Annotated in this window: 25 protein-coding genes; 10 read left to right on the top strand and 15 right to left on the bottom strand. The window is 64.7% G+C overall.

The genetic code is table 11. From position 1 onward, the window contains the following. Positions 1-227: 227 nt before the first annotated feature. The 5 genes from LB524_RS13230 to LB524_RS13210 all read left to right on the top strand — a co-directional run bounded on the left by LB524_RS13230 (position 228) and on the right by LB524_RS13210 (position 3653). On the top strand, positions 228-542 hold the full coding sequence (locus LB524_RS13230; protein WP_015316962.1) for a co-chaperone GroES: 315 nt from the start codon (positions 228-230) through the stop codon (positions 540-542). A gap of 59 nt (positions 543-601) precedes the next feature. Continuing rightward, positions 602-2233, top strand: a complete 1632-nt coding sequence (gene groL, locus LB524_RS13225) for a chaperonin GroEL (protein WP_140791289.1) — start codon at positions 602-604, stop codon at positions 2231-2233. A 61-nt stretch (positions 2234-2294) separates the two neighbouring features. Continuing rightward, a complete protein-coding gene (locus LB524_RS13220; protein ID WP_015316964.1) occupies positions 2295-2519 on the top strand; it encodes a hypothetical protein in 225 nt (74 codons plus the stop codon). A gap of 117 nt (positions 2520-2636) precedes the next feature. Continuing rightward, a complete protein-coding gene (locus tag LB524_RS13215) occupies positions 2637-2945 on the top strand; it encodes a DUF982 domain-containing protein (protein ID WP_140663343.1) in 309 nt (102 codons plus the stop codon). A 105-nt stretch (positions 2946-3050) separates the two neighbouring features. Continuing rightward, the gene (locus LB524_RS13210; protein ID WP_140663341.1) at positions 3051-3653 is read left to right on the top strand and encodes a cupin domain-containing protein; all 603 of its coding nucleotides are present in this window, start codon (positions 3051-3053) and stop codon (positions 3651-3653) included. 322 nt (positions 3654-3975) lie between these two features. Here the strand turns inward: LB524_RS13210 and LB524_RS13205 are convergent, their stop codons facing one another. Further along, positions 3976-4206, bottom strand: coding sequence for a hypothetical protein (locus LB524_RS13205; protein WP_140876340.1), 231 nt, complete (start codon positions 4204-4206; stop codon positions 3976-3978). A 224-nt stretch (positions 4207-4430) separates the two neighbouring features. Here LB524_RS13205 and LB524_RS13200 point away from each other — a divergent pair, with 224 nt between their 5' ends. Together LB524_RS13200 and LB524_RS13195 are read left to right on the top strand one after the other, a co-directional pair. Then, positions 4431-4655: a hypothetical protein gene (locus LB524_RS13200; protein WP_023782864.1), complete on the top strand. Its 225-nt coding sequence runs from the start codon at positions 4431-4433 to the stop codon at positions 4653-4655. A gap of 69 nt (positions 4656-4724) precedes the next feature. Further along, the gene (locus tag LB524_RS13195; protein ID WP_015316968.1) at positions 4725-5033 is read left to right on the top strand and encodes a DUF1236 domain-containing protein; all 309 of its coding nucleotides are present in this window, start codon (positions 4725-4727) and stop codon (positions 5031-5033) included. Positions 5034-5148: 115 nt separating this feature from the next. Here the strand turns inward: LB524_RS13195 and LB524_RS13190 are convergent, their stop codons facing one another. The 9 genes from LB524_RS13190 to LB524_RS13150 form a co-directional block, all read right to left on the bottom strand. After that, on the bottom strand, positions 5149-6123 hold the full coding sequence (locus tag LB524_RS13190) for a nucleoside hydrolase (RefSeq protein WP_140663339.1): 975 nt from the start codon (positions 6121-6123) through the stop codon (positions 5149-5151). A 60-nt stretch (positions 6124-6183) separates the two neighbouring features. After that, complete coding sequence (locus tag LB524_RS13185) at positions 6184-7182, bottom strand: ABC transporter permease (RefSeq protein ID WP_224526983.1); 999 nt, start codon at positions 7180-7182, stop codon at positions 6184-6186. Between the two features lie 91 nt (positions 7183-7273). Further along, positions 7274-8248: an ABC transporter permease gene (locus LB524_RS13180; protein ID WP_224526980.1), complete on the bottom strand. Its 975-nt coding sequence runs from the start codon at positions 8246-8248 to the stop codon at positions 7274-7276. After that, positions 8245-9792 (bottom strand): sugar ABC transporter ATP-binding protein, encoded by a 1548-nt coding sequence (locus tag LB524_RS13175; protein WP_140716307.1) that lies wholly within the window; start codon positions 9790-9792, stop codon positions 8245-8247. Before LB524_RS13175 ends, LB524_RS13180 begins: the two co-directional genes overlap by 4 nt. Positions 9793-10001: 209 nt before the next feature. Next, the gene (locus tag LB524_RS13170) at positions 10002-11036 is read right to left on the bottom strand and encodes an ABC transporter substrate-binding protein (protein WP_015316972.1); all 1035 of its coding nucleotides are present in this window, start codon (positions 11034-11036) and stop codon (positions 10002-10004) included. Between the two features lie 89 nt (positions 11037-11125). Further along, positions 11126-12040, bottom strand: a complete 915-nt coding sequence (locus tag LB524_RS13165) for a sugar phosphate isomerase/epimerase family protein (RefSeq protein ID WP_224526977.1) — start codon at positions 12038-12040, stop codon at positions 11126-11128. A 35-nt stretch (positions 12041-12075) separates the two neighbouring features. Then, positions 12076-13608 (bottom strand): mannitol dehydrogenase family protein, encoded by a 1533-nt coding sequence (locus LB524_RS13160; protein ID WP_224526973.1) that lies wholly within the window; start codon positions 13606-13608, stop codon positions 12076-12078. After that, the gene (locus LB524_RS13155) at positions 13605-14387 is read right to left on the bottom strand and encodes an SDR family oxidoreductase (RefSeq protein ID WP_224526970.1); all 783 of its coding nucleotides are present in this window, start codon (positions 14385-14387) and stop codon (positions 13605-13607) included. The genes LB524_RS13160 and LB524_RS13155 overlap by 4 nt, the downstream gene beginning before the upstream one ends. A 78-nt stretch (positions 14388-14465) precedes the next feature. Further along, positions 14466-15359 carry a MurR/RpiR family transcriptional regulator gene (locus LB524_RS13150; protein WP_224526967.1) on the bottom strand — a complete coding sequence of 298 codons (894 nt, stop codon included), beginning with the start codon at positions 15357-15359 and terminating at the stop codon, positions 14466-14468. A gap of 198 nt (positions 15360-15557) precedes the next feature. Between LB524_RS13150 and LB524_RS13145 the strand changes: the two genes are divergently transcribed. Further along, entirely contained in the window at positions 15558-16745 is a 1188-nt protein-coding gene (locus tag LB524_RS13145; protein ID WP_224526965.1) for a Gfo/Idh/MocA family protein, read from the top strand. Between the two features lie 50 nt (positions 16746-16795). On the opposite strand, the gene LB524_RS13140 is transcribed toward LB524_RS13145, so the two are convergent. Further along, positions 16796-17260: an NUDIX domain-containing protein gene (locus LB524_RS13140; protein ID WP_224526945.1), complete on the bottom strand. Its 465-nt coding sequence runs from the start codon at positions 17258-17260 to the stop codon at positions 16796-16798. 184 nt (positions 17261-17444) lie between these two features. Here LB524_RS13140 and LB524_RS13135 point away from each other — a divergent pair, with 184 nt between their 5' ends. Continuing rightward, positions 17445-17978: a sterol desaturase family protein gene (locus LB524_RS13135; protein ID WP_140716295.1), complete on the top strand. Its 534-nt coding sequence runs from the start codon at positions 17445-17447 to the stop codon at positions 17976-17978. Between the two features lie 79 nt (positions 17979-18057). Here LB524_RS13135 and LB524_RS13130 read toward each other — a convergent pair whose 3' ends face one another. Further along, the gene (locus tag LB524_RS13130) at positions 18058-18387 is read right to left on the bottom strand and encodes a YkvA family protein (RefSeq protein ID WP_263486584.1); all 330 of its coding nucleotides are present in this window, start codon (positions 18385-18387) and stop codon (positions 18058-18060) included. 267 nt (positions 18388-18654) lie between these two features. After that, entirely contained in the window at positions 18655-18951 is a 297-nt protein-coding gene (locus tag LB524_RS13125; RefSeq protein WP_224526939.1) for a hypothetical protein, read from the bottom strand. Between the two features lie 163 nt (positions 18952-19114). On the opposite strand from LB524_RS13125, the gene LB524_RS13120 reads away from it, so the two are divergent. After that, a complete protein-coding gene (locus tag LB524_RS13120; protein WP_224527485.1) occupies positions 19115-21208 on the top strand; it encodes an alpha/beta fold hydrolase in 2094 nt (697 codons plus the stop codon). Positions 21209-21263: 55 nt separating this feature from the next. Here the strand turns inward: LB524_RS13120 and dinB are convergent, their stop codons facing one another. Together dinB and LB524_RS13110 are read right to left on the bottom strand one after the other, a co-directional pair. Further along, positions 21264-22511 carry a DNA polymerase IV gene (gene dinB, locus LB524_RS13115; RefSeq protein ID WP_224526936.1) on the bottom strand — a complete coding sequence of 416 codons (1248 nt, stop codon included), beginning with the start codon at positions 22509-22511 and terminating at the stop codon, positions 21264-21266. 160 nt (positions 22512-22671) lie between these two features. Then, entirely contained in the window at positions 22672-23088 is a 417-nt protein-coding gene (locus LB524_RS13110; RefSeq protein WP_015316982.1) for a winged helix-turn-helix transcriptional regulator, read from the bottom strand. Positions 23089-23197 lie beyond the last annotated feature (109 nt).

Raw genomic sequence — 23197 nt, 5'->3', positions numbered from 1 at the left:
GCGGCTCCCGACGCAGAGCGAATAAGACCGCTATAACAGTTAGTTGGCACTCCGACGGCGTGAGTGCTAAAATTTTCTGGCCGGCCTCTTGAAACCGAAAAAAGGGAAAACTAGCTCGATATGCGCGCGCGATGCCTGACAAAGGGTCGCCGCATTCCGCATCGGCCCGAATTGCCGGTCCGGTGTGGAGGAAGCTGAAAACCTGTTTGTCCCAAGAGGAGAACGACATGGCGTTCCGTCCATTGCATGACCGTATCTTGGTCCGCCGCATCGAGGCCGAGGAAAAGACCTCCGGCGGCATCATCATTCCCGATACCGCCAAGGAAAAACCGCAGGAAGGCGAAGTCATCGCCGTCGGTCCCGGCGCGCGCGACGACAGCGGCAAACTGACCGAGCTGGATGTCAGGGTGGGTGACCGTATCCTTTTCGGCAAATGGTCCGGCACCGAGATCAAGCTCAATGGCGAGGACCTGCTCATCATGAAGGAAAGTGACGTGATGGGCGTGATCGAACAGACCGCGCAAGTGAAGAAGGCCGCCTGACGGCTTCTTAGAAAATCCACCAGTCAACGAATGCTGCCTAGAGATAGAGGAGTGATCCAATGGCTGCCAAAGAGGTAAAATTCCATACCGAAGCGCGCGAGAAGATGCTGCGCGGCGTCGATATCCTGGCCAATGCGGTGAAGGTGACGCTCGGCCCCAAGGGGCGCAATGTCGTCATCGAAAAGTCGTTCGGTGCGCCGCGCATTACCAAGGATGGCGTCACCGTCGCCAAGGAAATCGAGCTTGAGGACAAGTTCGAGAACATGGGCGCGCAGATGGTGCGCGAAGTCGCCTCCAAGACCAATGACCTTGCCGGCGACGGCACCACCACCGCGACCGTGCTGGCCCAGGCCATCGTCAAGGAGGGCGCCAAGGCCGTTGCCTCGGGCATGAACCCGATGGACCTGAAGCGCGGCATCGACAAGGCGGTGGACGCCGTGGTCGCCGAGCTGAAGGCCAACGCCCGCAAGGTGACCCGCAACGACGAGATCGCGCAGGTCGGCACCATCTCCGCCAATGGCGACGCCGAGATCGGCCGCTTCCTCGCCGAAGCGATGGAGAAGGTCGGCAACGAAGGCGTCATCACGGTGGAGGAAGCCAAGACCGCCGAGACCGAACTCGAAGTCGTCGAAGGCATGCAGTTCGACCGTGGCTATCTCTCGCCCTATTTCGTCACCAACCAGGACAAGATGCGCGTCGAACTTGACGAGCCCTACGTGCTGATCCACGAAAAGAAGCTCGCCAACCTGCAGGCGCTGCTTCCGGTGCTGGAAGCAGTGGTCCAGTCGGGCAAGCCGCTGCTGATCATCGCCGAGGATGTCGAGGGCGAGGCGCTGGCGACGCTGGTCGTCAACAAGCTGCGCGGCGGCCTCAAGGTCGCGGCCGTCAAGGCGCCGGGCTTCGGCGACCGCCGCAAGGCCATGCTGGAAGACATCGCGATCCTCACCGGCGGCACCGCAATCTCCGAGGATCTCGGCATCAAGCTCGAGAATGTGACGCTGGAGATGCTGGGCCGCGCCAAGAAGGTGGTGATCGAAAAGGAAAACACCACCATCGTCGACGGCGTCGGGCGCAAGGAAGAAATCCAGGGCCGCGTCGCGCAGATCAAGGCCCAGATCGAGGAGACCACCTCCGACTATGACCGCGAGAAGCTGCAGGAGCGGCTGGCCAAGCTTGCCGGCGGTGTCGCGGTGATCCGCGTCGGCGGCTCGACCGAGGTCGAGGTCAAGGAACGCAAGGACCGCGTCGACGATGCCTTGCACGCGACCCGCGCGGCTGTCGAGGAAGGCGTGCTGCCCGGCGGCGGCGTCGCGCTGCTTCGGGCCGCCAAGGCGCTCGATGCTGTCCAGACGGACAATGCCGACCAGAAGACCGGTGTCGAGATCGTGCGCCGCGCCATCGAGACGCCGGTTCGCCAGATCGCGGAAAATGCCGGTGCTGAAGGCTCGATCATCGTCGGCAAGCTGCGCGAGAAGGGCGAATTCGGCTGGGGCTGGAACGCTCAGACCAACGAGTTCGGCGATCTCTATGGCCAGGGCGTGATCGACCCCGCCAAGGTGGTGCGCACCGCGCTGCAGGATGCCGCGTCTGTCGCCGGCCTGCTGGTGACCACCGAGGCAATGGTGGCCGAGAAGCCGAAGAAGGAAGCCGCCAGCCCGGCAATGCCGGCCGGCGCCGGCATGGACTTCTGAGGTCCGACCAGTCCGCCCGCTCCCGGGACAGGGAGCGGGCATCGGTTGAAGGGAGAGAGATATGGATGCGCTTGCTGACCTTGGGCCCGTGCCCGCGCCGACACATCAGGCAAAGGAGTTCCTGGCCTATGAAAGCGAATGCCGCGGTGCGTTGAAGCCGCTGCTGGCGGAACTGCTCGACAGGGCCGAAGCCGCCGGCTGGAAGCGGCGGACCGTTGCCGCGACGCTGATGTTCCTGGCCGCGCAACAGGTGTCGGAGGCGTCCGAGGCCTCGGCCGGCGGCTGAGCGCTGACATTCAGTCCCCTGAACCTTACGGGCAGTCCCATGAACCTTACGCGGCGGGCCGCGCCTTCCGGTGTTCGGCCCGCCGCGGGTCCGCACAATCGAGAGGAGGCACAAGCCATGAATCGCTGGCAGTTTGAAGAACCGGTGACCATTCTGGTCGGAATGGGCTTTCCGAGGAAGATCGAAAGCGTGATGGAAGCCTACGCGCTGTTGCAGGACTGGCCGGCCGCCAGCCGCAACGGCGCTCATGCCGTCGCCCTCAATGCCTGCAAGGCGGGCATCGCCGGTGAGATCGACCCGGAGACGGTGCGCGCGACGCTGGTCACCTTCGCACGCCGCAACGACATATTGCTGCCGGATATGGTTTCGCCGGCCGCTGCGATGGACAATGCGCTGCAGGCGGGGCGAGGCGGCAGGTCCGTCTGATCTTTAGCGATCCGCCTCGCGGCGGTGGCGGGCGCGAGCCCGCGGGGAACCAAGCGATGGCCATCGGGTTGAATCAGCGTTGGTTCCCCGAGGCGAGGCGACGTCATGAGCATCCTGCAAAGCATCAAGAAAGTGGCCGAACAGGTGACCGGTGCCGCAATACCGGACAGCCGTCAGGCGGCCGACCTTGTCAGGCCGCGCAAAGCGAACGAGTTCAGGTTTGGCGATGATGGCCTGGTGCCCAATCATCCGTCCTGGCCGCTGGTCGTCTATCGCGGCGCAGTGAGATTGCCGGAAGACTTCGATCCCGCAGCCGTGTTAGAGGCGCTTTTCTCGGCCAATGGCTGGGGAGACAGCTGGCGCAACGGCATCTACGATTATGTTCACTATCATTCGCGCATCCACGAAGTGCTCGGCGTGGCGCGTGGCACGGCGAAAGTCCGGTTTGGCGGCAAGAGGGGCCGAACGCTGGCGCTGAATGCCGGCGATGTCGCGGTTCTTCCGGCCGGCACGGGGCACCAGCGCATCTCCGCTTCGGACGACTTTCTCGTCGTTGGCGCCTATCCGCCGGCCGGTACCTATGACGAATGCACGACCACCGCGGACCACGCCAAGGCGGTGGTGACGATCCCCAAGGTCGGCCGTCCGCGCAAGGACCCCGTCTATGGAAGCAAGGGCCCGCTGCTGGCGGCGTGGAAGAAAGATTGAGTTCGCCGAAGGCGAAAGAGAGCAGGCCCTGCCTCGGAACGATCGACGGGCAGATCGAAGCATAGTTCATCACTCCGGTGGAACGCTCTCGGGCATTGGAGGTTGATAGCCGTCGAATGCTTTATCAACGGACTGGAAAACGGAGAGAGCCCGCCTTCGGTTGACGCCGGGGCGGGTTCTTTTTTGTCTGAGATTCTCGGGATTGATGGCGCGCGGGAACATGTCCGGCATGCCAGGCGCAATGTTGGGAGCAAAGCCTGGGGAGAGCAGGTGGTGAAGAGATTGCGCCTGCCTCGGAGCGGACAGACGGCTGACGTACCGTCTACATTCCGTAGGTGAGGGCAACATAGATCGCCGGGATAAGCGTCAGGCAGATCGCCATTCCCACGACAACGGCGATGGCCAAGCGCTCGGTTCTCCTGACAAGATCGACCATGTTGGCGTCTTCGCTCAGACAGACGGGCGGGACCGAGGGGATTTCCGGGGCCTGAACATCATTGTCATTTGCGGGGCGATTGTCGTCGTGGATGCTCGGTCTCTGGGCTGATGTCACTGCTTGCCTCGCTCTCAGCATATCCGGCGGTCGAGCTGGATTCCGCGATGATGGATGATTGGCTGCGTTGCTCCGGCGCGAAACCCAACGTATCGGCAAGAAATGGGTTGCCGCATACGACTTCAGTCTTGCCAATTCTTAGACCTAAGCCTTGCCCGGGAACGCAATGCAGCGGGAGCCGTTGGTGACCGGTGACAACTCAAAGAATAGGAGAGGAGAAAGTCATGGCTGACGGTCCAACTGTTGTTAATTCTGGAGGTGGTGGCGGCACTGCGGTCGCTATTGTTCTTGCGATAATCGCCATCGTTGTCCTGCTGATATTTACCGGTGTCATCAACATTGGTGGCGGCGGCGGGAAGGACATCAACGTGAAGGTTGAGGCGCCAAAGGTGGAAGCTCCGGCCACTTCAGCGCCCGCGAAGCCCGCGGCACCTGCCAATGGTGGCTGATTGGCTGCGGCAGAGGCCAGAATAATTCTGGCCTCTGAAAATGTTTCTTGGTTCACAAAAGGACTTGTCATGAAAAGATATCTTGTCGGCGCTGTCGCGGCCCTCGCGCTTATGGCTGGAATTGGTGCTTCCTTCGCGGGAGACGTCGTAATTCTCAAGCCCGAGCAGCAGACGGTCGTCCGCGAATACATCCACAAGCAAAAACTCGCGTCAGTCAGCCTGCTCGGCGTCGAACTCAACGTCGGCTCCGCTCTCCCTGACACTGTCGAGCTTCATACAATCGACGTCCCCGACGTCAGATACAAATACACTGTTGTCGGCGATCATGCGGTTCTGGTTGACCCCGATACACGCAGGGTCGTGCAGATCATCGAGTGATGCCGGTAGTTCGTCCCTGGCCAACGGGGGCGGCCCGCCGTGCCGCAAAAATGGCGCGGCGGGCTTTCTATACGGAGCCACTTAATCCCTGTGAACATCGCCGAAACTTCACCCGTCAGGCCTTGGCGTGGGTTAACCGCTCCAGCGCATCGACGATCAGGCCGCAGAATTTCGGATGGTCGAGTTTCATCGCCACGGTATGGCGGAAGTCGACCTGCTCGCTCGCCGTGCCGCCAAAATGGTGCATCCCGCCCATCTTCTCGAAATTGCAGACCGTCATGCCCTTGGTCCACCGCCCGGCGATTTCGACGCGGATATCGGCCTTCTCGGTGGTGAAGACGGTCGGGTCGATCATGGCCGCGACGCAGCACGCGTCGTGGACGGCTGGATACTCGATCTGCAGGAGGCCGCCATGCGTGGTCGCTATGAACTCCCAGATATCGAGGATGAACTTGGCGATCGGGCCGCCGACGGCCCGCACCCTGTTTTGCAGGTCCGGAGTGGCCAGCGCCTGGTGCGTGAGGTCGAGGCCGACCATGGTGACATCCCAATCGGCGCGGAACACGACGTCGGCGGCCTCCGGGTCGCCATAGACATTGAACTCCGCCGCTGGCGTGATGTTGCCGCGCGTGTAGGCTCCGCCCATCGCGACGACGCCCTTCACCCGCCCGATGATGCGTGGGTCCTTGCGAATGGCGAGCGCGATGTTGGTGTAGGGACCGACCGGCACCAGCGTAATGGTTTTCGGCTCGTGCGCCATGACCGTGTCGATGATGAAGTCGACGGCATGCCGCTTGTCGAGTTCGAACGAGGCGGGCGGCAGGACGGGGCCGTCGAGCCCGGTATCGCCATGGATTTCGACGGCCAGCACCTGCTCGCCGATGAGCGGGCCGGGTGAGCCCTTCGCCACCGGCACCTTGATGCCGTAGGCCGTGCATACGGCCAGAGCATTGCGCGTGGTGTTCTCGACATTGTGGTTTCCCGAAACCGTCGTGATGCCGAGAAGGTCGATATTCGGGTTTCCCGCCGCAAGCAGGATGGCGATGGCGTCGTCGTGCCCAGGATCGCAGTCCAGGATGATTTTTTCCATGATTTCGTCTCCCTTGTCGGCGGAGCCTGTGGCTGCCCCGTGCCAATAGTCGGCCCGCGCCTACTTGTCCTCGACAATGCGCAGATAAGCCGCCGTCACGAACAGGACGATCAACCCGAACAGTATGCGCCTTGCTCCCTCCGGCATCTGCAAAATCGTCAGTAGCGTCGTCAGCACCGTCAGGATCAGCGCGCCGATGATGGTGCCGGTGTAGCCGCCGCGGCCGCCGAAGATGGAGGTGCCGCCGATGACGGCCGCCGCCACCGAGGGCAGCACCAGCGGTTCGGCGAGCGACAGCGACGGCGCCTTGATCAGGCCGATATAGAGCAGGCCGGTGACGCCGGCGAGCACGCTGGAGGTGACGTAGAGCGCCATGATGACCTGCCAGTATTGCACGCCCGACAGGCGCGTCGCGCGCTCATTGTCGCCGACGGCGTAGAGCAGGCGGCCGAAGCCGGTGCGGGCAAGCGTGAAGACGATGAGGGCCGCCAGCGGCACGAACAGCAGCAGGGCGTTGGGGAAGGCAAAGCCGAGTACGGGGGTGACACCGGTACCCAGCCAGGCGAGAAAGTCGGGGATCTTGGCGCCGGACGCGATCACCGTGCGCTGGTAGACCTGCAGGCAGCCGGTGCCGATCAGGCTGGTGCCCAGCGTCATGATCAGCGGGTGGACGCGGAAGACACCGACGCCGATGCCATTGACGAGGCCGATCAGCACCGCCGGCATCATCGCCAGGAGGAAGGCCACAGCCGGGTCCTGGCTGACGATCTGCGTTGCCATGATGAAGGCGCTCATCGTCGCCACCGTGCCGACCGAAAGGTCGATGCCGCCGGTCAGCATTGTCATGGTCTGGCAGCCGGCGAGGATCGCCAGCGGAATGGCGAATTTGATGGTGTTGGCGATCCAGCGCTCGTTGACGATGCCGGGGCGCAGGATCTGCAGGATCACCACCAGGATGACCAGCAGGATGATCAGCGGGATGAGTGGCCGGTCGGCCATGAAGCGTTTTATACGGCGGCCGAGGGGGACTGGCGCGGGCGTGATCGCGGTGGTGCTCATGGGGTGGCTCCTGCTCGCGAGGAGGTGGGCTTGGTGGTGGTGTTCTGGAAGGATGGTGCTCTACGGCGCCGTACAGCGCTGCGGGTGAATTTCATGATTGCCGCCCTCGCATCGTGATGAAGGCGCCGAACATCACCACGGCGACCATGATCAGGCCTTCGATGATGGCGGTGACGTTGGGGTCGATGGCGAGCAAGGTGAGATCCGTGCGCACCAGCCGCAGCACGAAGACGGCGACGATGGGGCCGAGCAGGCCGCCCTTGCCGCCGCCGAGCGCCACGCCGCCCAGCACGACCGCGGCGACGCTGGCCAGGAGATAGGGGCCGGGGATCGGCGCGCCGATGCCTGTGCTCATGGTCAGCGCCAACCCGCCCATGGCCGCGAACAGGCCTGACAGCGCGTAGGCGATGACCCTGGTGCGGGCGACAGGCACGCCGCTGCGGAACGCCGCCAGTTCGCTGGAGCCGATGGCGTAGATGGAAAGGCCGAGGCGCGACCGTCGAAGCGGTATCCAGACGATGCAGAGGCAGACGATCAGCACCAGCAGCGCCTTGGGCAGCCACGCGTCGACGGCGTCGGGCAGGCCCGGGATCGGCACGGTGCCCGAGATCAGCGCCTTCAGCCATTCGGCCGCCGCGCCGCCCGGGGCGCCGAGCACCAGAAGGGCCGCGCCTTGCAGCACGAACAGCATGGCCAGCGTGACGACGATGTCCGGCACGCGGGTAACGACGATGAGCAGACCGTTGAGCGCGCCGAGCACGAACCCCATGGCGAGCACGAAAGGCACCACGAACAGCGCGTATTCCTCGCTCGCGCCCGCCATCATCGAGGCGGCGGTGACGCTGGTCAACGCCATCATGGCGGCGACCGAGAGATCGATGCCGCCGGCGATGACGACGACCGTCTGCGCGGCGACGGCAAAGGCGTAGGGCAGTACGGCCCGCGCTAGCGAGCCGAAATCGCCGCTGCCATAGCCGGGCTGGATGATGTTGGTGGCGATGAACAGGATGACGAGGAGGGCGAACAGGCCTGTTACCCAGCCTTGCCGGCGCAGGAAATGGCTCATGGCGTTGCCTCCGGCGCATCGGAGGCATTCGCGGTGGGTGCGGCCAAAATACCGACATCCGCCTTGACGCCGCGCGGCAGGCCGTAGGCGGCGCGCATCAGCGTCGGCTCGTCGGCCTCCTCGACAGGGAAAATATCGACCAGGCGGCCGCCGAAGATGACGATGACGCGGTCGCAGACGCGCTGCACTTCTTCCAGTTCGGAGGTGTAGAACAGAACCGACTTGCCGTTGCCGGCGAGCTCGCGCAGCAGACGATAGATCTCCTGCTTGGTGCCAACATCGATGCCGCGCGTCGGGTCGAAACACAGGATGGTGCGCGCGTCGGCCGCGATCCAGCGGGCGATGGTGACCTTTTGCTGGTTGCCGCCGGACAGGCGCTGCACCTCGCCTTGAGCGCGGGTGTCGATCTGCAGGCGCTGGATGGCGCTCGCCACGGTGGCGCGCTCCTTGCGCATACGAATAGGCCCCCAGTTGCGCAAGGCGGCACTGAAGGGGAGCGCAATGTTCTCGCGCACCGAGCGCTGCATGGCGAGCGCCTCGGAACGGTCGCCCGGCACATAGGCGATCCCCGATCGGATGGCGTCGATCGGGTGGGCGAATTTCACCGGGCTGCCGTCGACCTCGATCGTGCCGCCCGATGGTTTGATCGAGCCGGCAAGGGCGGCGAACAGTTCGTCCTGGCCCTGGCCTTCCAGCGCCACGACGCCGGCCACCTCGCCATCGCGGAGATCGAAGGAGACATCGCTGAGCTTGGTCCCGACGCGCAGGTTTCGCACGGCGATGCGCGGGCGAGCAGGGGGGCGGGCCTCTTCGCTGGCGCCGCGGGCGGCGACATGGGTCTTGACAATGCGAGTGCCGAGCATCAGCTCGACGATCTTTTCCTCGACGCCCGGCACGATGTCGACGACGCCGACGGTCGCGCCGTCGCGCAGCACCGTGGCGCGGTCGCAAAGGGCCGAGATTTCGACGAAGCGGTGGGAGATGAAGATCACGGCGCGGCCGGCGTCGCCCTGCCGGCGCACCACTTCCAGCACCTTTTCGGCAAGGTTGGCGGGGAGTGCGGCCGTCATCTCGTCGAGCAGCAGCACGTCGGGCTCGACGGCCAGCGCGCGGGCCAGGTCGAGCACGCGCAGGATGGCGAGCGGGATGTCGCGCGCGGTGTCGCGCAGGTCGAGGTCAGGTATGCCGAGTTCGCGTACCCAGGCGCGGAACGGCTCGACTGGCGTGCCGGTCAGCCGCAGATTGGACAGCACATCGAGATCGGGGATCAGCGACGGCTCCTGGTAGACAGGCAGCAGCCCGGCCCGGCGCGCGGCGGCCGGCGAGCGTATGTCGCGCGCCTCGCCACGGATCAGGATGCGTCCGGCATTGGCTGATATCGCGCCGGTCAGGATCTTCACCAGCGTCGACTTGCCGGCGCCATTGGCACCCATCAGCGCATGCACCTCGCCCGGCAGCACGGAGAGCGACGCATCGCGGAGAGCCGCGACCGCGCCGTAGTTCTTGGCGACGCCTGACGCGTCGAGGAGGGGACTGGTGGTCAAATGATTTGGGTCTCGATTTGAAGCTCAAACAGTTTGCAGCGTCGGCGCCGCCCCTCACCTGCCTGCCGGCATCCTCTCCCCGTATAGAGACGGGGAGAGGGGGCTTGCCCTCCGGCGTTGCGGCCAGCTTCTCTCGCCCCGTTTTACCGGGAGAGATGTCCGGCAGGACAGTGAGGGGCGGCGCCGACCATGGTCAGCAAAGCCGCTGCTTACTCGCCCGGGCCCTTGCAGGCCACGATCTGGTCCTTGGTATACGTCGTCCAGTCGGGGATCATGATCGAGACCGGCCATTCAGGGCTCAGCGACGGGTCGGCGGCGGCTTTCAGCTTGGCCTTGCCTTCCTCGGTGGCATTCTCCCACAGCTGCGGGTCGACCAGCACGGTCTGCTGGGCCGGCTTCTTGCCGTCGAGGATCTGCAGCGCCAGCGTCACGCCGGCACCACCGATCGAGCCGGGGTTGGTGACGGCGGCACCCACGAGGCCCTTGACCGAGCTCAGCTGGCCGACGAAGCCGGCATTGTCGGCGCCGACCACGGGCACCAGCGGCGCCTGCGATTCGACCAGCGCGTCGACGATGACGTTATCGATGCCCGACGTCCACACGCCGTTGAACGGCGTGCCGGTGGCCAGGAAGGACAGCATCTGCTGCTTGGCCTGGTCCTGCTGCCAGCCGGTGAAGACCTCCTGCGCCACCTTCACGTCGGGGAATTCGGCCAGTGCCTTCTTGAAGCCTTTGTCGCGATCGCTATCGGCCGAAGCGCCCGCCGCGCCGCGCATGTAAAACACCTCGCCCTTGCCGCCCATCTGCTGGAACAGCCATTTGGCACCGAGATACGCATACTGCTCCTGGTTGTTGGAAATGATGTAAGCCGACGGCTCGGTGACCGCCTGGTCGACGGCGACGACGACGATGCCGGCCTTGGTGGCTTCTTCCAGGCCGGCCTTGATGCCGGCCGGGTCGGCGGGGTTGACGACGATGGCGTCGACCTTGGCGCTGATCAGGTTGCGGATGTCTTCCAGCTGGCCGGCGGCATCGGTGTTGCGGTGGGCGATGTTGAGCTTGGTCACTTCGCCGGAGGCGAGCGCCTGCGCCTTCATGGCGCAAACCATTTCCTCGCGCCAGCCATTGCCCTGCACGGTGTTGGAAATGCCGATCGTGTATTTGCCGGCAGCGGACGACACGCCCACCGAGGCCAGCAGCGCCGCGCTGGCAAGCAGCGGGACCATGGTCAGATAGTTCTTCATTTCAGTCTTCCTCCACATTGTTTTTCAGTTCAGTTTTAACCTGTTGGGCCGCGCCACTCACAATCAGAGTCAAGTGGCTCGCTTTGCCGTTACTTGACGAAGGGACGCAGCACGTCGCGGGCGAGCAGAAAGCCCCGCTTCACCTGCTCGTCGCTGCCTTCAAATCGCCTGTCCTCGTGTTCGATGATGACCGATCCGTCATAACCGGCGCGGTAGAGGCCCGAGAAGAAGCCGCTCCAGTCGACATCGCCCAGCCCCGGCATGCGCGGCACCTGCCAGCCTATGCCCGCCGACAGAATTCCGCGCTCGTACAAACCATCACGATCAATCATCAGGTCCTTGGCGTGGACATGCAGCATATAGGGGCCGAATTCCCGGATGAAGCGGGCCTGGTCGATCATCTGCCAGACCAGATGCGAGGGGTCGAAATTCATGCCGACATCGCCGCCCCAGGCTTCGAGAATGCGACGCCAGACCTGCGGCGAATAGGCGATGTTGTGCCCGCCCGGCCATTCATCATAGCTGAAGATCATTGGGCAGTTTTCGAAGGCGAGTTTTACCCCGTGGCCGCGCGCATGGGCAACGATTTCCGGCCAGACTTTCAGCGCGTCCTGCCAGTTGACGTCGACTGTCTTGGAGGCATCGCCGCCGCAGAAGGTGTTGACCAGGGGAACGCCCATGTTTGCCGCCAGGACGATGACCTTCTTCAGGTGGCCGATGACCGCCTCGCGATGGGCGGCATCCGGGTGCAGGGGGTTGGGGTAATAACCGAGGCCGGAGACCGTGAGGTTCTTTTCCGCCAGCGATGCAACGATTTCTTTCGCCCGCGAGGCCGAAGTGCCATCGGCATCGATATGGCTGGTGCCGGCATAGCGGCGGGTCGCGCCGGAGGTTTTCGGCCAGCAGGCGATTTCCAGTGCCTCGAAGCCGACAGAGCTTGCCCAGCCGGCGACCTCGCCAAGCGGCGTGTCCGCGAACGGTGCGGTGAGCAGTCCAAGTTTCATCATGCCTCCCCTGACCGCGAACCCGCGATCGATGCCTATAATGCCGATTGTTTGGATCGCTTCAACCTCGCGACCTCATCTTGTTCGAGACTGTGACGGACTGCCGCCATCGGATCGCCCGAAAGCAGTTCGCCAAGCGCTGACGTGACGGCCTGCCGGAACGTCTCGTCCGCGGCAAGGCCCGGGTCGAATATCGTGTCGATGGCCAGGATGGCGGAAGCCAGCGCCCGCGCATCGTGGCCGGTTTCGTCCGCAATCGCGGCGACCTTGCCGGCATAGGGATCCGACACCGGCCAGCGCTTGCCGAAGCGCGCCGAGGCCAGGATCAGATAAGCCATCCAGCCGGCGACCGGCACCGACAGCAGGCCGATGCTGCCCCCCAGGTTCAGGCGGTCGCGGATCGGGTTGAGCAGGCGCTGCACGATTTTTTGCGAGCCGTCGGTGGCGATCTGGTGGTTGCGATGGCGGATCGCGGTGTTCTTCAACCGGCCAAGGCTCTGCTCGACATAAGCAGATGGATTCATGCCAGCCACCGGCATCAGTGTCGGCAGGGTTTGCTCGACCAGCATTCGCCTGACGAACATCGAAAGCAGCGGGTCCGCGATGGCATCCGACGTGTGTTCGAGGCCGGCCAGTACGCCGAGCGTGGCGAGTGTCGTCTGGGCGCCGTTGAGTACCCGCATCTTGAGATGCTCGAACGGGGTGACGTCGTCGACAAAGGTCGCGCCGGCCAGGTCCCAGCGCGGCATGCGGCCGGCGAACTTTTTCTCGATCGCCCATTGCCGGAAGGGTTCGCCGACGGCGACGGCGGCGTCGCGATAGCCGAACCGTCGCTCGACGCTGTCGAGATCGTCCTGTGTCACCGCCGGAGCGATGCGGTCGACCATGGCCGAGGGGAAGGCGGCATTGGCCGCGATCCAGTCGGCCAGGCCATTGCCGCGCCGTTCGGCAAAGCTCCGCACGACATTTTCCAGGATGACGCCGTTGGTCGGAATGTTGTCGCAGGAGAGCAGCGTCAGCTTCGGGCCATGCGTGGCCCTACGTTGCTCCAGCGCCCGCGTGAGGATACCGGGCACGCTGCGGGGAGCTTCCGGGTTGGCGAGGTCGTGGACGATGTCGGGATGATCGAGGTCGAGCGCGCCAGTCGAGGGGACATGGCAATAGCCTTTTTCGGTCACCGTCATCGTCACCAGTTCGATGTCGGCGGAGACGAGCACCTCGAGCGCCGGTGCGGCGCTGTCCTGGCTGTCGACCACCTTCACGATGCTGCCGATGACGCGTGCCTCGACATCATCGTTCTCGCGGATCAGCCTTGTGTAGAGGCCGTCTTGCCGGCCAAGCGTCTCGGCCAGGGCGGGCGGGCGAATGTTGATGCCGACGATGCCCCAGCGGTCGAACCGTCGCGAAAGCAGGTCGTCGGTGTATTCGGCCTGGTGACAGCGATGGAAGGCGCCGACGCCCAGATGCGCCATGCCTGGTGAGAGCGCCGCGCGGTCGTATGACGGCTTTTGCACGGCCGCGGGGAGCCGCTCCAGCAGTCTGGGTCCGAGCCTTTCGATGGCGTTCACCGGTTCGCCCCGATCACCGCCTGCTCCTGGTCGATCACCGCGCCGGTCATCGGCCCGGCCGCGTCGGAAAGCAGGAACACGGCGAGATTGGCGATGTCGTCGGGCTTCAGCAGCCGACCGAAGGGCTGCGCGGCATTGGCGGCGTCGAGCCATCCCGGGCCATTGCCCAGCGTCTGCGCCTGCATGATGCGTTCGGCCGGCGTGTCGGTCCAGCCGACATTGATGCCGTTGACGCGGATGCGGTCGAAGCGGTGGGCGTTGGCGGCATTCTTGGTCAGCGTCGCCAGCGCGCCCTTGGTGGCGGAATAGACGGCGAGTTCCGGCGAGCCGCAATGGGCGTTGATCGACAGGATGTTGACGATGGCGCCGTCCTGGCCACGCTTCTTCATGTCGGCGATCGCGGCCTGCATCAGGAAGAAGGGCGCACGGGCGTTGACGGCGAACAGCGCCGACCAGTCGTCCGGCGTCGCGTCGAGGAAGGAGGCGCGGTCGGTCAGGCCGGCGGCGTTGACCAGGCCGTCGATGCGGCCGAAGCGCTCGACGCAGGCCTGCGCCAAAAGGGCGGGAGTTTCCAGGTCTCCGAGGTCGGCGGCGACGAAGAGCGTCGGCGTACCCAGGGCCGACAGTTCCGCAGCCACGGCCTCGCCGCGCTTGCTGTCGCGCCCGGTGATCAGCAGGCCGGCAGCGCCGGAGCGTGCCAGCGTCTCGGCGATGGCACGGCCGATGCCTTGCGTCGACCCGGTGACCAGCGCCACCTTGCCTTCGAGCCTGATCTCCATTCCTCCTCCCGGAACAAAGTTTCTATTTCTTTAAATATGGAATGCCAATTCCCGATAGTCAATTGTACCAGCGGCGCCTCATGTGCCGCGGCGCGCCGCGACGCCTTGGACCAGCGCCATGCCCACCGCCAGCGACGCCGCCAGCGAGCGGAAGCCGGCGAAGTCGGATTCCACTACTTCGAGCCAGCTGTCCGACAGCCGGATCAGCGGCGAGAAGGTGCTGTCGGTGATGGTGACGATGCGCGCCTTGCGCTCATGCGCGACGGCCACCAGGTCCGGCGTGATCGAATTGTAGGGGCTGAAGGACACCGCCAGCACGGCGTCGCGTGCGCCAATGCAGCCGACCTGATCGAGCGCGGTCGAGCCGACATTGTCGACCAGCACATTGCGCACGCCTTGCTGTGAAAGCGTCAGCGACAGATAGGTGGTGACGGGGAAGGCGCGCTTGGAGCCGATGACGTAGATCAGGTCCGCCTTGGCCAGCGTCGCCACCATCTTCTCGAAGCTTTCGATATCGAAGCCGCTTTCGATGCGGCCGAGCGAGGCCTGCGAGGCGCCAACCATGCCGCGCAGGAAATGCGTGGCGGCATTAGGCTCGGCCTCGGCGCGCTGCTCGCCGCGGCCTTCCGGCCACGATCCCTTGACGTGGTCCTTGAACAGGCCCTGGAAATCGGAAAAGCCGGAATAGCCGAAGATCTGGGCGAAGCGCACCAGCGTCGAGGGCTGCACGCCGGCCTGTGCCGCCACCTGAGCAATGGTGCCGAGCGCCACCTCGCTCGGGTGCTGCCACAGGAAGATCGCCACCTGGCGCAGGCGCTTGGGAAAATGCACGGTGCCGGAAGACAGCACCGCGCGCAGCTCCTCATAGGTTCGCGGCTGTATATAGCCAAGTGCCGCCAGCGAACGGCCGCGTTTGCGCGTCGCTGCCTCGTCGGCACTGGATCGTCCGGATGGTTTTCTCGCCCCGCTCATGAATTCAGGCTAGCGCGATACGATCGTTTTACAATATGGATTTTGGAAATGGTGTTCGATGAGGATAGGGCGAGGCTCGGCGATTTCGTCATCCCATGGCGAAGCAGCCGCGCAGATCCTGGGTCTACGCGCGTCGCTTCGCTCCTTGCTACGCCCTGGGATGACGACCCCGCTATTGATCAGCCCCGAGGAGAAAACATGGTCTATGCAACATCGGATGGATCGACGCGCCACCGTCTGTGCGTCGGCATGGTCGGCGGCGGCCGCAATGCCTTCATCGGCGCCGTGCACCGGCTGGCCATGCGCCTCGACGACCAGATCGCGCTGGTTGCTGGCGCGCTGTCGTCCGACCCGGACAATGCCGCCGCCTCGGCCGCCGAGATCGGCATCGCGCCGGAGCGCAGCTATGCCGATTACCGCGCCATGGCCAAAGCGGAGGCCGCGCGGCCGGATGGCATAGAGGCGGTCGTCATCGTCACGCCCAACCATCTGCACGCGCCGATCGCCACCGCCTTCCTCGAGGCCGGCATCGACGTGATCTGCGACAAGCCGCTGTCGACGACGCTGGCCGACGCCGAGGCACTGGTTGCACTCGCGAGGGCGAAAAACCGCCGCTTCGTCGTCACGCTCAACAACACCGGCTACGCGATGGTGCGCCAGGCGCGCGAGATGGTGATGGCGGGCGAGCTTGGCCGGATCGTGTCGGTGCATGGCGCCTACATCCAGGACTGGCTGACCAGGCCGATCGACGCCGACGGCCAGAAGCAGGCGGAATGGCGCACCGATCCGGCGAGGGCGGGGCAGTCGGCGGTGCTGGCCGATATCGGCGTGCATGCCTTCAACCTGGCAGGCTTCATTTCGGGCCGCGAGGCCGAGACGGTGTCGGCCGATCTGTTCACCGCGGTGCCCGGACGCCGGCTCGACGACAATGCCCATGTGCTGGTGCGCTGGACCGATGGGGCACGCGGCACGATCCTGGCCAGCCAGACATCGCCCGGCCACTACAACGACCTCTCCGTGCGCATCTATGGCGACAGGGCCGGGCTCGAATGGTCGGGCGGCCGGCCGGAGGAACTGCGCTTTTCCAGATATGGCGAGGAAACCCGCACGCTGGTGCGCGGCGGCCATGGTTCGACGGAGGAATCCCGCCGCGTGTCGCGCATGCCGGCGGCGCATCCCGAAGGCTATATCGAGGCCTTCGCCAATTTCTACCGCGACGCCGCCGACATCATCCGAGCCCACCGCTCGGGCGGCGCGGTGGATCCCGCCCGCGCGGCGCGGGTGCCAGACGTGATCGACGGCGCGCGCGGCGTGAAGTTCGTCGCCGCCGCGGTGGAGTCGAACGCGGCGGGCGGGGCGTGGACGGCGGCAAGGTTTGCGGGATGAACAGCCGATCTTCCCCTTGGGGGGAGATCGGCGGCTTTTGCCGTCGGCAATTATTCGATATCCAACTGTTCTGCCAAATCCGACAGCATCGGGCGCTGACCCTGCAGAATCTTCACCCCGGCTTCGGCCGAGGTGAACCAGCCGGCCCTGTCGACCTCCGGGAATTCCTTCATCGATCCCGACCGCGGCGGCCATTCCATGGTGAAGGTGTTGCTCTTGATGGCGGCCACATCGATGTCGGTCTCGACGGACCAGGCCATGACGATCTTGCCGCCCGGCTGCCTGTAGTCGCCGAGGCGCGCGAAAGGGCCGCCGACCTTGATGCCGAGCTCTTCCTCGGTCTCGCGTCGTGCCGCCGTCAATTCGTCCTCGTCCCCGTCGACGAGGCCCTTCGGGATCGACCAGGCGCCATCGTCCTTCTTTGCCCAGAACGGGCCGCCGGGATGAACCAGAAGCACCTCGATACCGTCATCGCTCCGGCGATAGATCAGCAGACCCGCGCTGCGTTTTGCCATGTTTGCATGTCCGTTTGCGGCACCGGTGCGAAGCCGGCCGATTCTGAGCGATCATGGCTGCCGATCTTGCACCTGGAAATTGCGACGCTATGTCAGATGCATCCGCATTGCACCTCATACGCGAGTCCGGCAAACTGATAGCATCGTTTCTGGGGCGGCGTCGAAAATCAGGTGAGGCGTCCGAATGCAGCTGGGTCTGATCGGCTACTACAGCGACTTCGTGGTCTATCCCCTGGTGATCGCCATATTGGGGGTGGCCGGACTGATCGAGGCCGGAGAAGAAAGCGCGCCGGACTGGGTCGGCACGATGCTGATCTGCCTTGGCCTGTGGACGCTGATCGAATATGTGCTGCACCGTTTCGTGCTGCACCACGTCCCCTGGATCCGGGACCTGCACGACCGTCACCATGTCGAGGAGCGCAGTCCGGTGGGCACGCCCACCTGGCTCAGCCTGGGCGTGCACGCGCTGGTGGCGTTCCTGCCCGTCTGGATGGTCTCGGATTTCGCGACCGCCAGCGCGGTGAGTTGCGGGTTGATGCTGGGCTATCTCTGGTACATCAGCGTCCACCACATGATCCATCACTGGCATCCGGCCCATCCGAGCTATCTCTACACGCTCAAGCGCCGCCACGCGGTGCACCACCATATCGACGACAACGCCAATTTCGGCGTGACCTCGATATTCTGGGACCGGATTTTCGGCACCGCTAGGCTTTGATGTGGGAACCTTTCGACCACGCGACCAACTTCATTCGTGGTCTGCCGGGCGACGCGAAACGCCCAGCCTGAAATCCATATCAGGCCGAGCGATCTGGCCAGAATAGCCAGATGAGCGCGGCGGCCATCAAAACCCAAAGTCCGACAATGAATGCGAGACCGCCGCGGCTGGTCGGCCTCGATCGGCGAATGGCCTCCGCGCGAAACTCCGCCATCAGATCGGCGGGGATCAACTTCACCGCGAGCAGGATGCCAAGCGGTACGATGATCAGATCGTCTAAATATCCGAGTACGGGAATGAAATCGGGTATCAGATCGATAGGACTGAGCGCGTAGGCGGCGACCAGGCCGGCGGCAAGTTTGGCGTACCAGGGAACGCGAGGATCGCGGGCGGCCAGCCATAGGGCCATCACATCGCGCTTGATGGCTCTCGCCCATTGCTTTGCCTTGTCGAGGACAGTCACCCGGCAACTCTCTTTAGAAGGCCCCGAACATCGGCGTCTCCGCTCCTTCCCTCGATCATTGCAGCGATGTCGACGATCTGCAAACTGACCCCGCCGCGCAACGGGCGTGCCGTGAAGAAGACCCATTGAAAGCCGGCGCTGGTGACGACCACCGCGCCGCCTGGTTCGGGACATCGATCCGCAAAGCGTGAGCGACGGGGAGGGCTCCTCCGCTCACAATTCCTTCTCCGCCAGTTCCCTGAATGCGTCGGGCACCGAGCGGGCCGCTTCCAGGGCCACCGTACCGTAGCCGACCGCCTGTTTGCCGAAACGCTGGCGGATCTTGTCGACAAGGCGGCCGAGGAGGCCTGGCCGGCGATTCATCGCCTCCCGGTTGGCCGCCTGTTTGTCCAGGTACCCCGCCAGCGCTAGGTCGTGGCGCTGCGGCGCGACCCGGTCCGGAGACCGCGACGTAAGCCAGGGATCGCCGTAGAACAGGAGCGGCCAGTCTGTTGGGTGCGGGAGCAGCATGGTATTCTCCATGACAGTTGTCAGCAGCACCGTGCGTCACACCCGTCGGAATCGCGTTCGCGCCAGCGTGACGAAATCGTGAAAAGCGTCGCGCGACGCAGAAAGCCGGTTGAATTGGTATCGGCACCGGTAAAGGATTGCCGCTGAAGCTGTGGTGGATCCGATGGCGCGCCTCTCACTGTTGGGTGGGTTCGATTTCACTGGCGGTGCCGTGGCCCCGTCCTTCACCCGCAAGGCGCGCGCCATGGTCGCCTATCTTGCGATCCATTCGGGGCATTCCCTCTCGCGCGAAAAGCTTGCCGCCCTGCTGTGGGGCGACACCGGCGAGCCGCAGGCACGCATGAACCTTCGGCAGGCTCTTTCTGTCGTGAGGAAGGCTATGCCCTCGGCCCATGGCGTTCGCTTCCTGACCGATGGCGACAGCATCATGCTGGCGCTGGATGATCTCGATTTCGACGTCGCCCGGTTCGAGGTGCTGGCTGCCGAGGCGGCACCCGAGCAGCTTGAGCAGGCCATCAGCCTCTATCGAGGCGATCTCCTCGATGGCTTCAGCCTGAAGGAGGAACCCTTCGAGGATTGGCTGCGGATCGAACGCGCACGGCTGCGGGCCACGGCCGTCTTGGTGCTGGAAAAGCTCGTCGCGCATTACTTCGCGCAGAACGATCTGGCGTCCTGCGTGCAGGCGGCGACACGCTTGCTAGCCTGGGAGCCGCTGCGTGAAGACGTCCACCGGGCCTTGATGCGGGCCTGTGCGGCCCAGGGCCGCGTCAATTTGGCGCTGAAACAATATGAGCTCTGCCGCGACGCCTTGCAGCGGCAGCTACGTGTTCAGCCGGAACCGGAAACGAGGCAGCTCTATGAACAGCTTCGGGCCCGACGCACGGCGTCGGCTGCTCCAGCAGCCGCCGGGCCGGTTGCGCCCGGTGCTCAGGCTGCATCGCCGCCGACCCACTATGTCAAATCGGCTGGCAGCAACATCGCGTATCAGGTAACGGGCAACGGCCCCGTAGACCTCATTTATGTGCCAGGCTGGGTTTCCAATCTCGACCTTGCCTGGGCATCGCCCAGGCTGGCGCATGTCCTGCACCGTCTCGGCTCTTTTTGCCGGCTGATCCGGATGGACAAGCGTGGCACCGGACTGTCGGATCGCAATGTCGGCCTGCCGACGCTCGAAGAGCGTATGGAAGACGTGCGCGCGGTCCTGGACGCGGTCGGTTCGAAGCGTACCGTCCTGTTCGGCAGCTCCGAGGGCGGCAGCATGTGCATGCTGTTTGCCGCGACCTATCCTGAACGCACGGCAGCCCTCATCTTGAACGGGACCTATGCCCGAGGTGTATGGGCGCCGGACTACCCCTGGGCCAAAACCAAGGCGCAGGTGGAAAGAGAACTCGTCGCCATCGAGCGCGAATGGGGAGAGCCGGCCGACCTCAGCAATGCCGCGCCCAGCCTGATGAACGATGCATTCGAGCGCGAATGGTTCGCGGCCTTCCTGCGCAATTCAGCTTCGCCCGCCGATGCGATCTCGCTGTGGTACTGGAGCACCGAAATCGACGTTCGGGAGATACTGGGAGCCATCCACGTTCCAACGCTAATCGTTCAGAGAACGGGCGATCGCTGGGTCAAGGCCGAGGAGGGGCGCTACCTGGCGAGACACATACCGGGAGCGAGCTACATCGAGCTCGCGGGCAACGACCATGTCATCTGGGGGGAAGGCTCCGATCGCCTGATCGATGAGATTCAGTCCTTTGTCAGCGGCACCTTGCCGGCGGCACCCGGCGAGCGTGTGCTGGTCACCATTCTCTGCGTGGACATCACCTCGCCATCTGCGTTCCCCGATGGCCGGGATTTGAGGCGGGGATATGTGGACGCGGTCTGCGATCAAGTGCAACTGGCCCAGGGCAGGGAGATCCGGCGCGACGCGAATGGCCTCCTCGCTGCCTTCCAGCGTCCGACGCGGGCGATCCAATGCGCCATGGCGATCCGCGACGGTTTGAAGCCATCCGGCCTCGGCGTCCGTGCCGCGGTGCATATTGGCGAGTGCGAAAAGCAAGACGGTGATTTAACCGGCACCGCCATCGACCAAGCAGTGCTGATGCTCGGCCAAGCCTTGCCGGGCGAGATCGTTACGTCGCGCACAATCCGCGACCTCGTGCCGGGCTCCGGCCTTGTGTTTACAGAGCGCGGCGGGACGGAAACAGGCGCCGTGCCGGGAGGCGGGCAACTCTATGGGGTCGGTGCAGCGTCGGCCCGACAGTAGCGAAGCGCGGCATGGTGTCGGTTGGCGCGCCGTCGGGGACAGTCCCTTTTTCCACTCAAAGCTCCTTTTCCGCCAGTTCCCTGAATGCGTCGGGCACCGAGCGGGCCGCTTCCAGGGCCACCGTACCGTAGCCGACCGCCTGTTTGCCGAAACGCTGGCGGATCTTGTCGATGGCGCGGTCGGCGCCGAAGCGCGCGAGGCCTTTTTGGCTGCCCGGGCGGCGCTTCTCGTCGGCGAGGCCGAGCGGCAGGTCGAGCTGCAGTTCGGCGCTCTCCTCCAGGTGCGAGACCGAGATCGCCAGCAGCGAGATCGTTTTCTCCCGGGGATGCTCGGCGAGCACGCCGCGCACCAAATCCCCTGCGATCTCGGCCAGCATGGCGGTCGCCGAGATCGGCTGTTCCAGCGTGATCGAGCGCGTGACGGCGCTGAGATCGGCAAAGCGCACGCGCACGGTCACCGTGCGGCCGGGGCGGTTCTTGGCGCGCAGCCGGCTGGCGACGCGATCGGCCAGATGCAGCAGTGTCGGCACGATCACTCGCGCCACGGCCGGCTTTTGCCCGAGCGCCGATTGCGCGCCGGCCGAGTGCGCCCGGCGCTTCGTCTCCAGCTTGCGCGGATCGCGGTTCCACGACAGCGCCGCGAGCTTTTCGCCGGCCGCGGGGCCTAGCAGCCGGGTCAGGGCGCCGCTGTGCGTCCGGGCCAGCTCGCCGATGGTCTCGACGCCGATCTCGGCCAAGCGCGCCCTGGTAGCCGGGCCGACGCCCCACATCAGCGAGACCGGCAAATCGTGCAGGAAGGCAAGCTCGGTGCCGGGCTCGACCACCACCAGCCCGTCTGGCTTGGCGACTTGCGAGGCGATCTTGGCCAGATGCTTGGTGCGAGCCACGCCGATCGAGATCGGCAGGCCGAGTTCGGCCCGCACACGGCCGCGGATCGCCGTCGCGATTTCCCGCGGGGAGCCGAACAGATGCGTGCAGCCGGCGACATCAGCGAAGGCCTCGTCGATGGAGATGCGTTCGACCACCGGCGTGAAATCGTCGAGCACCTTGATCGCCGCGTCGCCCAGCCGCTGGTAGTGGCTGAAATTGCCGCCGACGAAGATCAATTGCGGGCAAAGCTCGCGCGCTTTGCGTCCAGGCATGCCGCCGCGCACGCCAAAGGCGCGCGCTTCGTAAGAGGCGGCGAGTACCACGCCGCCGCCAACCGCGATCGGCTTGCCGCGCAGCGACGGGTCGAGCAGTTGCTCGACCGAGGCATAGAAGGCGTCGAGATCGGCATGCAGGATGGTGGCCGTCGTTTCCATCCTGTTCCGCTCATCCGCGATTGCTGATGGATAGGAACCTATAGTGAACAAACAGAGATCGTTGTCAATTGGGTCCTTGGTGCATCGGTGTCCGTTGGGCGTAACCGAGGCGCGTAAAGTGCCTCCTTTTCCCACAGGGGGAAGGCGGCAGCGCCACTTCCTAGACAACATGCTCCGCCCGCAGTGCCGCCTTCATCCGTTCCAGCGCCGGCTCGCCGCCGGCCGCCAGTTCGTCGGCGATGCGGGCAAGCTTGTCGTCGGACTTGCGGTGCTTGCTGCCCCAGGCGCCGAGCGTGGCCAGCACCGGCAGGAGATCGATGCCGGCTTCGGTCAGCCGGTAGATCGCCTTCAGCCCATGGCTAGGGTCGTCGCTGCGGGTGAGGATGCCTTCGTCCTGCAGCGTCTGCAGCCGCTCGGCCAATGTGCGCGAGGAGATGCCTTCATCGGATTGCAGGAACTCGCGAAAATGCTTTTTGCCGGCGAAGACCAGGTCGCGGATGATGAGCAGCGTCCAGCGGTCGCCGAGCAGTTCCAGCGACAGGCTGATCGGGCAGCCGGATCTTTCACGCGTCGACATCTCTATGGTTCCATTTTTAAATCACTTTACTATTGACATCGTTCTTTCCGTCAGTCAAATGCTTTCAAAAGTAAATCGTTGGATCGCAACTTGGCCAGCAGGAGGACGT

The organism is Mesorhizobium sp. ESP6-5, from assembly GCF_020164695.1.
GTDB classification, from domain to species: domain Bacteria; phylum Pseudomonadota; class Alphaproteobacteria; order Rhizobiales; family Rhizobiaceae; genus Mesorhizobium; species Mesorhizobium australicum.
The sequence above is the reverse complement of the archived record's forward strand: the minus strand, read 5'-3'. Positions and strand labels throughout refer to the sequence as shown.